Origin of the sequence: Vibrio profundum (genome assembly GCF_050337555.1) — a bacterium.
Classification (GTDB): domain Bacteria; phylum Pseudomonadota; class Gammaproteobacteria; order Enterobacterales; family Vibrionaceae; genus Vibrio; species Vibrio profundum.
In genome coordinates this window covers 78,602-92,331 of the sequence record NZ_JAKJTA010000012.1, presented here as the reverse complement: position 1 = coordinate 92,331, position 13,730 = coordinate 78,602, and the positions used below count along the sequence as shown (strand labels likewise).

Annotated in this window: 14 protein-coding genes; 4 read left to right on the top strand and 10 right to left on the bottom strand. The window is 46.1% G+C overall.

Annotated elements, in window-relative coordinates; translation table 11 throughout:
* Positions 1-196: 196 nt before the first annotated feature.
* Positions 197-595: a hypothetical protein gene (locus L4C34_RS13080; RefSeq protein WP_428789790.1), complete on the bottom strand. Its 399-nt coding sequence runs from the start codon at positions 593-595 to the stop codon at positions 197-199.
* Between the two features lie 218 nt (positions 596-813).
* Between L4C34_RS13080 and L4C34_RS13075 the strand changes: the two genes are divergently transcribed.
* Together L4C34_RS13075 and L4C34_RS13070 are read left to right on the top strand one after the other, a co-directional pair.
* Positions 814-1,809, top strand: coding sequence for a substrate-binding domain-containing protein (locus tag L4C34_RS13075; protein WP_428789789.1), 996 nt, complete (start codon positions 814-816; stop codon positions 1,807-1,809).
* Between the two features lie 46 nt (positions 1,810-1,855).
* Positions 1,856-2,416 (top strand): hypothetical protein, encoded by a 561-nt coding sequence (locus L4C34_RS13070; protein ID WP_428789788.1) that lies wholly within the window; start codon positions 1,856-1,858, stop codon positions 2,414-2,416.
* 61 nt (positions 2,417-2,477) lie between these two features.
* Here L4C34_RS13070 and gntU read toward each other — a convergent pair whose 3' ends face one another.
* Positions 2,478-3,821: a gluconate transporter gene (gene gntU, locus L4C34_RS13065; RefSeq protein WP_428789787.1), complete on the bottom strand. Its 1,344-nt coding sequence runs from the start codon at positions 3,819-3,821 to the stop codon at positions 2,478-2,480.
* A 228-nt stretch (positions 3,822-4,049) separates the two neighbouring features.
* On the opposite strand from gntU, the gene L4C34_RS13060 reads away from it, so the two are divergent.
* Positions 4,050-4,565: a gluconokinase gene (locus L4C34_RS13060; protein WP_428789786.1), complete on the top strand. Its 516-nt coding sequence runs from the start codon at positions 4,050-4,052 to the stop codon at positions 4,563-4,565.
* A 259-nt stretch (positions 4,566-4,824) separates the two neighbouring features.
* Here L4C34_RS13060 and L4C34_RS13055 read toward each other — a convergent pair whose 3' ends face one another.
* Positions 4,825-4,953 carry a hypothetical protein gene (locus L4C34_RS13055; protein WP_428789785.1) on the bottom strand — a complete coding sequence of 43 codons (129 nt, stop codon included), beginning with the start codon at positions 4,951-4,953 and terminating at the stop codon, positions 4,825-4,827.
* 61 nt (positions 4,954-5,014) lie between these two features.
* On the opposite strand from L4C34_RS13055, the gene L4C34_RS13050 reads away from it, so the two are divergent.
* On the top strand, positions 5,015-6,475 hold the full coding sequence (locus L4C34_RS13050) for an FMN-binding glutamate synthase family protein (protein WP_428789784.1): 1,461 nt from the start codon (positions 5,015-5,017) through the stop codon (positions 6,473-6,475).
* 116 nt (positions 6,476-6,591) lie between these two features.
* On the opposite strand, the gene L4C34_RS13045 is transcribed toward L4C34_RS13050, so the two are convergent.
* From L4C34_RS13045 to L4C34_RS13015, 7 genes are all read right to left on the bottom strand, one after another.
* Entirely contained in the window at positions 6,592-7,011 is a 420-nt protein-coding gene (locus L4C34_RS13045) for a hypothetical protein (RefSeq protein WP_428789783.1), read from the bottom strand.
* Between the two features lie 181 nt (positions 7,012-7,192).
* Positions 7,193-7,495 (bottom strand): hypothetical protein, encoded by a 303-nt coding sequence (locus tag L4C34_RS13040; protein WP_428789782.1) that lies wholly within the window; start codon positions 7,493-7,495, stop codon positions 7,193-7,195.
* A gap of 353 nt (positions 7,496-7,848) precedes the next feature.
* Positions 7,849-8,535 (bottom strand): ABC transporter ATP-binding protein, encoded by a 687-nt coding sequence (locus L4C34_RS13035; RefSeq protein WP_428789781.1) that lies wholly within the window; start codon positions 8,533-8,535, stop codon positions 7,849-7,851.
* Between the two features lie 17 nt (positions 8,536-8,552).
* Positions 8,553-9,836 carry an ABC transporter permease gene (locus L4C34_RS13030; protein WP_428789780.1) on the bottom strand — a complete coding sequence of 428 codons (1,284 nt, stop codon included), beginning with the start codon at positions 9,834-9,836 and terminating at the stop codon, positions 8,553-8,555.
* A gap of 4 nt (positions 9,837-9,840) precedes the next feature.
* Positions 9,841-11,055, bottom strand: coding sequence for an ABC transporter permease (locus L4C34_RS13025; protein ID WP_428789779.1), 1,215 nt, complete (start codon positions 11,053-11,055; stop codon positions 9,841-9,843).
* A complete protein-coding gene (locus tag L4C34_RS13020; protein ID WP_428789778.1) occupies positions 11,048-12,328 on the bottom strand; it encodes a TolC family protein in 1,281 nt (426 codons plus the stop codon). Before L4C34_RS13020 ends, L4C34_RS13025 begins: the two co-directional genes overlap by 8 nt.
* Complete coding sequence (locus L4C34_RS13015) at positions 12,321-13,454, bottom strand: efflux RND transporter periplasmic adaptor subunit (RefSeq protein ID WP_428789777.1); 1,134 nt, start codon at positions 13,452-13,454, stop codon at positions 12,321-12,323. Before L4C34_RS13015 ends, L4C34_RS13020 begins: the two co-directional genes overlap by 8 nt.
* Positions 13,455-13,730 lie beyond the last annotated feature (276 nt).

The window sequence follows — 13,730 nt, the reverse complement described above, 5'->3', positions numbered from 1 at the left end:
AACCCAATGAAGCCTGCTCACACACATTACTGATTGCTCGTTTATGTGGTTGTCGCGAGTAGGTGGAAGTAGGTTTTCCCCCAGAACAACTTAGCTCAACAAAGCAATGTAAAGAAGTTGAGCTAAGTTTGCTTGTTTAGTTCTCGCAGCAGGCTATGGCGGCCATAGGGAGGTAGCAAGCTAAGGTTTCTTCCTATTATTTGTTTAAAATGCTTTCAAAGCCTTTAGTGGGTATATTGTAGCTATTCCAAGTGACCATTTGTTTCGATTTAAACTGATTCACGATGAAGTCTTCATCACTTTTACTTTGTGGTTTAAAAACACACAGTTTTCCTGCGATGAACCTGCTGAATGCGATAGAGCGGTCATCCACTTTTTTGATGACATTCGATTGGGTATGGCAGTGCGTAATATCACCAGTGGTGAAGCTAACATAATTCTCATCAGGCGCATACACTGCTGCCCCGCCTAAGTTGCTGATATCATAGGCGTATGATTTCCCATTAGAGCCCGTAAACCAATAGCCATGCCAACCAGCCATTGCAGGCGCTGACATGGCACTGAATAGGAAAGCGGCCATTAATAATTTTTTCATGATAATTTATTCTGCTCTTTTTACTTGGGTAACCTCTAGTATGTGCCATGAGATTACTCGGATATAATGGTTCTTAGATGAGGGCCTATATTAGCTTTGTTTTTTATCTTTTCAATGTAATCTAGAGTCCAAAGTCTAACTTGTTGATATGTCGTATTGAGTTCATTTAACTAATTGCGCATAATGCCAAGATGTTACAGTAACACTGAGGAACAGTGTTGAAAAACAAGCGTACATCTTTGCAGGATATTGCAGACATCGTCGGTGTTACCAAAATGACAGTGAGCCGCTGCTTACGACAGCCAGAGAAAGTCTCAAAAGCCACACGAGAGAAAGTGGAGCAGGCAATCGCTGAAACTGGCTACATTCCCAATAAAGTCCCGACTTTACTGTCCAATGCCAAAAGTCACGCGATTGGCGTTCTCGTGCCATCTTTAACTAACCAAGTCTTTGCTGATGTTATTCGTGGTATTGAATCGGTGACAGAGCCTGCGGGCTACCAAGTCATGTTGGCGCATTATGGTTATTCCCCACAAGTTGAGCAGAAACATATTACCTCGTTGCTGTCTTATCAAATCGATGGATTGATTCTATCGGATTTTGAGCACACCGAGCGTACACTCTCGATGTTAGAGATAGCAGGCATTCCAACTGCAGAGTTAATGGATACCACCAAAACGCCTATTCACCAAGCGGTCGGATTTGATAATGTCCATGCAGGTTACCTGATGACCAAGCGATTGATTGAAAAAGGCTATTCTCGCTGCGTGTATCTGGGAGCTCGCTTAGACACGCGAACTAAACTCAAGATGCAAGGCTATACACAAGCCATGGAAGAATCCGGCTTAACACCACGTTATGATCTTACAGATAAGTCATCGTCCTTTTCATTAGGAAGAAAACTCTTGAGCAGCTCACTGAAGAAATACCCAGATGTCGACAGTATTTTTTGTACCAACGATGACTTGGCTGCTGGCGTGGTATTTGAGTGTCATAATCAAGGCATTAAGATCCCAAGCCAACTAGCCGTGGCTGGTTTTCATGGTTTAGATGTTGGCCAATCAATGGTGCCAAAATTGGCCAGCGTGCTCACGCCAAGGCAGAAGATCGGCCAATTGGCGGCCGAGCAGTTACTTGCTCAAATAGAAGACAGTCAGATTGAACGTAGAAATATTGAGTTGGCGGTGACGGTCGATGATGGGGAGAGTATTTGAATTTCACAACATCTTGTTTTAATCACTTTTGATAGTAAGAAATAGCATGACAGAATTATTGGTTACCCTCTTGAAAAATTTAGAGCTGCCTAAAGCTCTGTTGTCTTTGTACCACTTCGATCTCGAGGTCGCAAAAACTCATTTTTACTCTGGTGGCTTTGAGCTTCTGTCTGATGGCGACCAGGGGTTAAAACTCGCTTATAGTGACAACGAGGAGTTTCTCTGTTCCATTATAGAATTCGCTCAAGCGGACTTTACAGGTTCATCCTATGCCTTTTGGCTTACAAAGGACGATAAGGATTTGAGCCTAGTTCCAATAGTGGTACTTGGTAGTGAAGGAGAGGCACATATCGTTGCCAAGAATCTGAATGAGTTATTGCAAATCTTAAGTCTCGACTGTGAGCCGCTATTGAGTTTTGACGAAGTGTGTTACTACATCGGCGAAGATGACGAACCAAGTCATAAGAGTTATGAATATAGGGAATGGTTGGAAAAAGAGCTCCACTTAAAATCTATTACCAGTGATGAGGGCGATTTAATTGTTGAACGAGCTCGGCAAGAATATCAAACAGAGTTTGAGGGCTGGATGAATAAGTTCATTGAATGAATTGGTTAGCAAAGTGAGCGAATAGAAGGGCTTTAGCAGTCCTTCTATTTTTGTGTTTACCTTACAACATCAAAGAAATACCCAGCGCCACAACGCCACCAGTAACCCCTATGATGGTCTCCATAATGGTCCATGTTTTCAGCGTTTCTATTTCCGATAAGCCTAAAAATTTGTTGGCTAACCAAAAGCCAGAGTCGTTGACATGCGAGAACACAATTGAGCCACCACCGATGGCGATGGTTACCGCCGCGAGTTGGGCGCCATCTAGACCTAAAGGTTGCAGCATAGGTGTGATTAAGCCACATGCAGTGAGCATGGCCACGGTTGCTGACCCTTGAATCACGCGCACCGCCGCCGCGAGCACAAATGCGAGAGCAACCACAGGCAACCCCGATCCCGCAAGCATATGGCCAAGCGCTGAACCTACGCCTGAATCGATTAAGACTTGTTTGAACACACCACCAGCGCCCGTCACTAAAATAATCACGCCCGCTGGCTGCAATGCGGCGCTGCAAATGTCCATGATTTTATCGTTGCTGACGCCTCGGCGATAGCCAAGCTGATAGAATGCCGCCAAGCAGGCCACTGTGATCGCGGTGAAAGGGTGGCCAATAAATTGTAACCAGTGCTGAGCATTAGAGTCTTTGGCGACGAAATGGCCACCAATGGTGTTGAGACCGATAAGCAGCAAAGGAAGTAAGATCAGGGAAATCGCCAACTTGAACGTAGGTATGCCTTCACCCAGTCTTTTGTTGTCATCAGTGTCGTGATCGCTTGGGAGCTCAACATGCACGTGTTTAGCGATAAAGGAGCCCCATAATGGTCCACCCAATATCATGGCAGGCACGGAAGCGATAAGGCCAAAGACAATCATATAGCCAAAATCGGCATGTAACTGAGAGGCGACAAGCACAGGGCCAGGCGCTGGGATAAGAAATGCTTGGCAGGTGGCAATCCCCGCTAATAAAGCGATTCCGATTTTGACAACACTGCCGCCTCCTCGGCGCACCACCGCAAATGCAATACCAATCAACAATACAACTGCGACGTCAAAAAACAGTGGCAAGGCACAAATGAATCCGGTGAAAGTTAGCGCCCAGCTTGCTCTATCTGTACCAAACTTGTTTAGCAAGGTATGGGCAATTTGATCGAGTGCGCCTGTTTCCTCCATGACTTTACCGAACATGGCACCAAGTGCGACCACAACAGCGACAAAGCCCAATGTATTGCCCATGCCTTTTTGGATAGTAGCGGCAATGGTTTCTGGGTTCATGCCGGAGAATAGACCCGCTCCCATAGAGACAACGATAAGGGCGACGACAGCGTGTAGCCTCACTTTCATCACGAGAAATAGCAGTAACACGATGGATCCTGCTGCGGTAAGGATTAGGGAGAGATCAGACATGGCTTGACCTTATGATTAATTTTGATTATTAGAATGAATAATAGGGACGTTACCGGCAACATGTTACCCGTAAAATTCAGTCTGTAAATTGCATTGCCGCTCTTATTTTCATCAAAATCTCAGCTCTTTGAACTGATTCACATCTGCAAGGTTACAGGTAACATGTTACTGGTAACTTTGTTATGATCGGCGGCAGATAAGAAATAAGAAGAACTGGGTAAAATGAATATGAGCGGAGCTGTTTTTATTATCATGGGCGTAGCAAGTACGGGAAAATCGACCGTTGGGTTGCAATTTTCACAGGCTATTGATGCAAAGTTTATTGATGGCGACGATCTACACCCTCGCAGTAATGTGTTGAAAATGGCAGATGGCCACGCTCTAAATGATGATGACCGAGCTCCATGGCTGGAAAGAATCAGCGATGCTGCGTTCAGCATTGAAAAGAAAAATGAAATAGGTGTGATTGTCTGTTCGGCGCTGAAAAAAAACTATCGCGATACCATTCGGAGCGGCAATGACAAAGTCGTTTTTCTTCATCTACACGCCGAAAAAGACCTCATAGTGAAGCGTATGAAAAACCGTGCGGGCCATTTTATGCCTGTATCGCTGCTTGATAGCCAATATGCGACCTTGGAAATGCCTACTAGCGACGAGCCCCTCACTCATATGGTCGATGTCTCGTGCGAACTGGAACAAGTGGTAAAAAGCTGTGTTGCTGTGAGTCAGCGATACTTGGGCTAATTTTTTCTAAATCAAGCTTAATCTGACGGTCGAGCCTTGGTGTTCGATCTCTTTATTGGTATTAGCTTTGGTATGTGAGTAGCGCTGTCTCAGTGCTTCTCGTTGTTGTTCATAGAATCTACCTCAATAGGTTGGGAGCTAAATTCTGTGCATATCAATATAACTTCAATGACTTTAGACATAGAAAACGAACAAATTAGCACTTAACTCAAAAATTTATTGGCCCCCCCTCGAAATTTACCTTATTGCCACGTAACCTCTAACCATCTGCTGAAGCCAGTACCTCTCGGCCTGATGCTATTTCCAGCAGCTTGCCAGCAATGATTGCAGTTAAATTGCTATCAATGAGGGTCGCGCGGCTTCTTTTTTCTGTCACAGGTATGAGCATGCTGATTTCGCTTGGAAGCGAGCCTTCCAACTGGATCGCATCTCAATAAGGTTAGTAGAGCATGTCCTATAGAAAAGTTTTCCTGTTTGTCTCCATCATTTTCAGCGTAATTGCTGTGGTCAATAACCTTTTTTTTCAGGGTGATACGTTAGTTATGATGCTGATACTCGGCTTTAGTGCCTTGGGGTGGTATGACTTAACACAAAAGAAAAATGCGGTGCTGCGTGAATTTCCCGTGGTTGGGCATATGCGCTATATATTGTTGGAAATCGCGCCTATGCTGCACGACTATTTTGTGCAAAGTAATACGGAAGGTCGGCCTTTTAGCAAAAACACCATTAAGCATGTGTATGCGCGTTCTGAGAATAAGCCGGGCTATCACCCCTTGGGTACAGAGCGCGACTTTTATAAAGAGGGTGTCGAATGGGTTGGTCACAGCATGTTCGGCAAAGGAAAATTTCAGGATGAGCCCCGCGTTACTGTTGGTGGTCCAGATTGTGCTCAGCCTTATTCAGCCTCCATCTTGAATATTTCTGCGATGAGTTTTGGTGCATTAAGTAAGACGGCGATTCAATCGTTGAATAAAGGTGCAGCGCTGGGCGGGTTTGCGCATAACACCGGAGAAGGCGGCTTAAGCCCTTATCATTTAGAAGGCGGCGACGTTATAATGCAAGTGGGTACCGCCAACTTTGGTTTTCGCACCGCGGAAGGAAAACTGGATGAAGACGAGTTCCGTAAAAAGAGCTGGTTAGATGCAGTCAAAATGATTGAAATTAAGCTCTCTCAGGGTGCTAAACCGGGCCACGGTGGGGTCTTGCCTGCCGCCAAAAATACCCCAGAGATCGCTAAAATTCGTATGGTTGAACCGCATACAGATGTATTGTCACCACCGTTCAATCCATCGTTTCCTAGTGAAGAAAAGTTAGTCGAATTTATCGGTAAACTGCGCCTACTCAGTGGTGGAAAACCAATCGGGATCAAACTTTGTATCGGTCAACCTAGAGAGTTCGAGTCGTTACTAGACCAATTTATTAAACAAGATATTTATCCCGACTTTATTACAGTGGATGCGGCTGAAGGTGGTACTGGCGCGGCACCGTTGGATTACTCAAACCATATTGGGATGCGAGGAGATGATGCGCTGAAGTTTGTGAATCAATCTCTAATCAAGAAGAACATACGTGAGCGCATCAAGGTAATTTATGCAGGTAAGGTGTTATCTGGCTTTGCGATGTTTAAAGCGTTCTGTTATGGCGCAGATCTTTGTAATGCGGCGCGCGGCTTTATGCTTTCACTTGGTTGTATTCAGTCGTTGAAGTGCCATACCGATCACTGTCCAACGGGTGTCGCCACGCAAAACCCAGAGTTAGCGAAAGGTATCGTACCGAGCTTTAAATCGCATCGAGTCAAAAACTTCCATGATAATACAGTGGAAGATTTCATCGATATTGCAGAGACCGCTGGGGTGACGAGCTTCGCTAAGTTTGACCAATGCTTGATCTCTGTTGCAGAGCCGACTTAATGTAACGCGTAGATAGTAGATAGTAGATAGTAGAAGGTTGGCGGCTGTGTTATTGCAGTCGCCTTTTTATTGTATGCGATAAAGTTAGGGATAATTATCACGGATAAGGAAGTAGGCTAGTCGTACTGTCTTAGCTCGGCGCGAGCCCATGATAGTGCCGTGTCAAAGCTAGAAAAGTATTGCGTTTCTAAGGTCGTTTCCTGTGCGACGTCGGCAATACGTTTGGTAATCATCTTTTGCATTTCGATGCTAGGTAGGACTGCGTTGAAAATGAACCCGATATCTACAAACTTTAATATGTTGTCGTTGAAAAATGTCGACACCTCTGGCGTACATAAGCCCCATTGTCGCATATCATTGATGCCTCCCCATTCTGATTGCATCAGGTTGAGTTCTGCGATTTCCAACCACGCATCAATATATTCTTCAGCCGTTTGGATATTCCACGCTCCAATTAACTTGCCAACAATAATGCCTTCATGCACGAAGGATGTGTCAATCTCAAAGGTGCCATGTGCATTCTTTTGATAACTCACATTACGTTCTCTTTAGCGATCCCTATAAGATTATAGCTGCCTTCTGCGAGGGGGAGGTGATACGAGCAAGCTAGGCAAGGTCGTTTGGCTGTGTATGTATTGTCCAAAAAATAAATAGGCCCTCAAATGGAGGGCCGTATAATTTATCAGTACTTTTCTCGTTCGTTTTTTGTTTGTTATGCTACGATAAATCACGCATTAATATTTCGTATTCTTCGTTTGCTTCCTCTATCAATAGATTGAGTTCTTCAGCATCTTTTTTAGCTAAAGTAAGCTGCCATTTACTTTTCTTGTTTCTTTCATCACAACCAGAAATAATGGTCTTAGATCCAACTTTTTTAAACGCGAGTGACTCAAAACTCGCGCTATGGTGTTCACGTTTTTCCACGATATCGACGTCAAGTTGTCCGATGGGGTTAACTTGTACGTGGGCATGGAAGTTTTGAGTACCGTGTAACAGGTAATCTCTGTGTTTAGCGAGCATAACACCTCCTCTATCGATAAAAATACCGCTTAATCAGTTTAGCCCATTGATTGTGTCAGATCAGCTAAAAAACGATGATGTTTGATCTTACGCAATTTGTGCAATATTGTTCGCATAAATTTGCATAACAGTGCAGTGTTTTATTCTGTCTTAGTCAAAGAAATGGTCGCTAAATTGGATGCCTAAAGAGGTTTTGTTTTAAACAAACATGAATCCAATTAAGTGCATGTAATTTAAGTGGTTATCCCTACCTAGCGTGTGGTAATGAAAGTCGCAAAACTACGCCTTAGACTAAAGTCTAATTCAATGATGGCGTAGTTGCGTTTTTAAGCACTATTGAAAGAGTGCCTTCGCTACAAATCGGAGAGCACTTGTCCATCTTTTATGGTGACAATTCGATCGGTGCGCTTGGCGAGTTCATTGTCGTGCGTGACAATGATTAGGGTTCTTCCTTGCTGGTGTAAGGTTTTAAATAAGGCTTCGATTTCAGCGCCTGATTTTGAGTCTAGCGCACCGGTTGGTTCATCGGCGAGAATGATTTGTGGGTCGTTGACCAGGGCCCTGGCAATAGCGACTCTTTGCTTCTGTCCCCCGGAAAGTTGATTAGGTTTGTGGTGCAATCGATCACCAAGCCCGACTTGTTCAAGCAGCTCAGCGGCGCGCTGACGACGTTTTTTTACGCTCACACCACTGTAAACGAGCGGCAGGGCGACGTTGTCGACTGCGCTCGCGTAATCGAGTAGGTTAAAGCTCTGGAAGACAAAACCGATTTTTTTGTTTCTAATGGCCGCCAATTGGTTACTCGATAGCAAAGAGACATCTTGTTGGTCGAGCAAATAACGGCCATTGGTTGGCTTATCCAGACAACCGAGCATATTCATCAAGGTTGATTTACCCGATCCAGACGGGCCTAGAATAGAGAGTAACTCTCCTTGCTGTATCTGTAAGTTGATGCAATCAAGGGCTTTCACTTGCAGTTCGCCATTGGAGTAATATTTACCCAGATCTTGAATGTCGACTAATGGGGATTGTGAGCTCATAACGGGTTAGTTTCTCTCTATTCGCTTTGCAGGGCTTGTAAGGGGGTGATACTGGCTGCTCGATTGGCGGGTAACCAAGCGGCGGCTACTCCAACCGCAAGGAGAGCCGAAATCACAATCAGCAAAACACTGATGGATAGCACTGGCACTGGCTGGCCCAGTGATTCATACATTTGATTGCCGCTTAGGTTTATCGAGCCAATTAGGCGTACTAGGGTGAATGTCACCATCAAGCCGACTGCGCCTCCGAGCGCCATTGTCAGTAGGGATTGGATAACGTAGTGCCAGCGTATCGCACTAGGTGTCGCACCCACCGCCATACGAACGCCAATGTCTCTCGTTGACCGCTTCACCATGGCATACATCACGTTGGCGATGCCCACACCAGCGACGGCTAAGGTAACGAAGCCAATAATGCCAAGAAAACCCTGCAGGCCAATGAGAAATTGGTTCATGCTTTTTTGCTTAAGTAACATGTCTTCGATTTGAACGGCTTGGTCATCGTGTACGTTCACGCCATGCTCGCGAGCGATGATTTGTCTCGCTGTTTTGGCTAAGCTCGCTCGGTTAGCATTCGATGTTGGCAGCAAGTTGATGGCGGTGATTGGGTCATTTTTATGATAGCTTTGCCATGTCGCAAGCGGGACAAAGCTGGCGTAGTTAATGTCGTCCCCTTTTTCGATGTGGCCGCTGTTTTTCTTTAGAACGCCAATAACAGTAAACTCATCTTGGTTGAGTTTGACGATTTTACCGACCGGATTGACGGTTAACGTTTTGGTGGCAAACCAGTCTACTTTTTTGGGTGGGCTAAAAAGCCCTGCGGCCGCGTTATAACCGAGCACGATAACTTTTCTCTGCTGACGCTCATCGAGCGGGTCGAACCAGCGTCCACCGGGCATAAGGGTAAGTCCCGTTGCTTTTTGATAGGCCGGCGTAACCGCTAGCGGCTGATGCCAAGTGGTTTGGCTATGATACTTAACTGGCGCTGCCCAGATGGCGGTAGGCAGAGCAAGTTTCACATTGGGGAGTACTTGCAGCATATTCGCATCTTTGGTCGACAGTTTAATCTGTTCTCCAAGGTGCACTGTACCTGTATCGATTTTAGCACGCCCCGCGTTTAGATATATAAGATTGCCGTTGCCGTTGTGGGCAATTCTCAACACACCTTGACGGATACCTTCTCCGACGGAGAGCATAGTGGCGATACACAAAGTCGCCCAAGCGACAGCGATAATGGTGAGCGCTAGACGGAGTTTTTCAGCGACCATTTCTTGGTAGATTTGACGTAAAGGAAGTTGCATCAAGTTATACCCTCGCGCCCAAAGCGATCACTGGTTGAAGCGCCGCCGCACGACGTGCGGGGAACCATGCAGAAAGAATGGCGAGAATAAAGGTTACCATTGAAGTTACCCATAGAGAATAAGACGTGATGGAAGGGGAACCTAGCCAGCTTGGCAAAGTGACGGCTTCTAACAAAAACACCAAGGCGTAAGCAAATCCAATCCCGATTAAAGCACCGAAGGTGACCAAGAGTATGCCTTCAGTGACAAACTGAGCCAAAATCGCTCGTCGCGTAGCGCCAATGGCTAAGCGAACTCCAATCTCGCGAGTGCGCTCTGTGACGGATAGAAACATAATATTGGCTACGCCTAACGCACCCACTGCAAGAGTCATGGTGCCGCTGGCACCGAGGAATATCTGTACGCCGCGCAATAGTGCCGTGATCATCTTTCCACCACTGCTCATGTCCGGAAGAAAAACTGCGTTTTGATCGCTTGGGTCAAAGTGCAGTGTTTTCGAGAAGAAGTTGGTGAGGTAGCGACGCAGGTTTACGCCCGATACCCCAGATTGCGGTTTCACGATCATATAGCCTGGGTTTACATCCCATATGTCTTTAAATGTGCTTGAAGGTATGTCGACTCGCGTGCCGTCACCGAAGGAGATGCTGACGTTATCGCCATCGATGATACCGACAATGGTAAAAGGAATATGATTCACTTTGATTTGGTCACCAACTTTGAGCTGGCTTGATTGAGCCAACTGCCAGCCAATCACGGCGACCCGTGCGTGATTGGCAATATCTTGTGGGGAGATGTTACGTGATCCGGGTTTAAGGTGCAGTGCTGAATAGGCGAAATAGTGAGGGTCAATACCTGCGGCCGTTGAGCCAATAAAGTGCCCTTTTGAATTGGTTACCGCCACACTGTTGTTAATATAAACCAAAGAGATAGCCTTAATTAACGGTGAGCGGCTAAGTGGTTTAAGGTTTTCATCGGTAAGGGTAACGGGCCGTCTTGCTGGTAAGCCTTGCCAAGTTTTGCTTGCTTGGCCAGAGTACGCGATTTGGCTGTTATTGAGCAAAAATGCCAATGAAGCGCTTTGGTGCTGATAGAAGCCTTGTCCCAACGCGAGCAAGACCACCACTGAGGTCACACCCCAAGCGATGGCAATCATTGCCAGCAAACTTTTCAACTTATGGGCGGTCAGAGTCTCTATCGTCTGCCTGATGAGATTAATCATGCTGCAGTGCCTGAGCCAGAACAGAAATGGTGGACTTATCAAGCATACCTGCGGCTTTCCATAAGTTAACTCGAGCGCGCCAGTAGCTGTAGAGATCGGCTTTAAGTTGGTTTCTGGCTGAGAACAGATCGTTGTGCGCGTTAATCAAATCCGACGCACTGGCCATCCCAGCGTTGTAGAGGGCTTCTTGGCTGATCGCGACTTTCTCTCGCTGCGTAACGAGCTGCTTGGCGGTTTCCACTTTCAGCCAATATAGGTGTTGCTGCTGAAATTGCTGTTGTACATCTTGTGCGATTTGCAATTCCACTTGGCGAACGTCTTGCTGAGCACTGAGCTTTTCCAATTCAGCTTGATCAACCTGAGCTCGAGTTGCACCATTGGTGTCTAGTGGCACTGAAAGGGTTAAGCCTGTCTGGAGTTCACCATCTGCTGAGTCGCTGTCTTGATAGGCTACGTTACCGCTGACACTAGGGTAGTATCCACCACGAGCTTTACGAATAGCATCATTCGCAACCTGCACCTTTTGCTGTGCAGCCAATAGTTCTGGGCTGTGGTTCTTGGCGCGTTTGAGCCATGCTTGCTCTGTGCTGAACATGATGTTTGGCTGTTGTAGGCCCCGGGTGCGAATTCGGTCTACTTCAGTGGCGGGCTGGTTGATGATAGCCGTTAGACTCGCCCGTTTTTCTGCCAAAGAGGCATTGTTGGTGTAGATGGAGGCTTGCTCGTCGAGGCTATTTGCCTGCATTTCTTCTAAGTCGATTGACTTGGCTTTGCCCGCTTTAAAACGTTTAAAAGTAATGGAGAGTAGTTGTTCACCATCATGGAATTTGTTTTTGGCCAATGCTAGGTCATCTTGGGCGTTGGCTTGGTCTAGGTAAGCGTTGAGTACATCCGCCGCCAATTCGTTACGCGCCTGCTGCTGCTCGAGCTTGGCCGCAACAATATTGGCTTGTGATTTATCTAAATCGGCCCAATTGGCGCTGTTCCATATAGTTTGCGATAACTGAACGTTGTAACTGTTGCTGTTGTTGGCGTCTTCATCCCAGTTGGTGGAAGCGCTTGCCGACAAACTTGGCAGCCAAGCGGCTTGGCTGGCGTCTTTCTCGGCTTGGCTTATTCTGACACCAATCTTGGCTTTTTCGTAGGCTGGTGCATTGATAACAGCGGCCTGCCAAGCTTGATCCAAACTGAGCGCGTAAGTTGGGAAAGCAGCAGTGCCAACAGATAGCATCAAGGCTGCAGCAAGGTATTTGTAGGTACGGTTATTATTCATGACCATCGTTCACCAAGCTATTATCGACTAATTTTTCACCTAACTTTGTTCCCGTTAGGATCTGGACATTAATACCATTGGATAGTCCTAGCGTGACTTTTTGCAAATGATAGCCGCGCTTAGAGTCATCGGGAATCAGGATCATCGGCGTATTGTGGTCAAATCTTAGCGCTCGCTCGGGGATAACGAGAACATCTTTGGCTTCTTGTAAGGTGACTTTGGCACTGGCCGAAAAGCCAGAACGAATATTGAGGGGAGTGGCCATTTTGAGATTATTGGCTTCCACTTCAAAACCATTGTCAAAGGCAGAAGTGAGCTCATCATCAGGTGAGTTCAATGTTTCTGATTGGATAGCGACCTTGCTCAATGTGGCTTTCACCACATCATCTGGATAAGGAGCAAGGGTCATGGTCACAGACATGCCTGGTTTTAGGCGCGCAGCATCATGTTCACTAACACTGCCTTTGAAAATGATGTGGGTCATATCGGCGAGCGACATCATTTCTGTGGCTGATTGGCTGGATTCCGTGGAGATAATAGGTTCACCGACTTCAACTTTGAGATCGAGGATGGTTCCAGAAATCGGTGCATAAATCGTTGAGGTGAGCTTCTCGTTACCGATGCGGGTTTCACCGCTTTGGATTAACGCTAAGTTCTGCGTTTTTTGACGAACATCGGCTTGTTTGGTTTTGACATCGGCGATAGCTTGCACATAGTCGTTGTAGTTGGCCGGAATAACCTTCTGTTTCACCAAGGACTTAAGGTTAGCCAGTGTTTGCTTGGCAGACTCGAACGTTGCTTGGCTTTGCATCAGTTGGGTGGTTGCCGAGGTGAGCGCTTGAGGGGTGGGGTTGGGCATGACTTTTATTAAAGGCTGCCCTTTGTCCACGTGTTCCCCTTCAATCACATAAATTTTACCGACGATACCATCGATTTGTGACTTAATAGAAACAGAATGCGCAGGGACAATTTTACCAACCGCCGTCGCTTGCTTTTTGATGTCACTTTTCTCAACCGTGACGGTTGTAAAGTGTTTGCCAGTATCTTTGCGTTGGTGAGAATACGCATATATTCCACCAGCGACCACTACCACTAAAATGGCAGCGAAGAGCTTGCGTTTGGTCATAACCTTTCCTGAATTAAATAGAAGCTAAACAGCGTGACGATTGATTTTACATTAATTGATTCACGGATACATATATCTGAGAAAGCGTTAACGGAGCCGATAGTACGAATGCCATAAAGCCAGAATGGTAGAGAGAAGCGCTCAAGGCCGCTTGATTGAAATTGCGAAAAGGTGAAATAGGTAGGATTAAAGTACACCTAGATATCGTCAAGTACTGCCACAACCGATTAGCATCAGCCCTTTATAAACCAGCCAGAGTGAGAGGCTCTAGGCAAA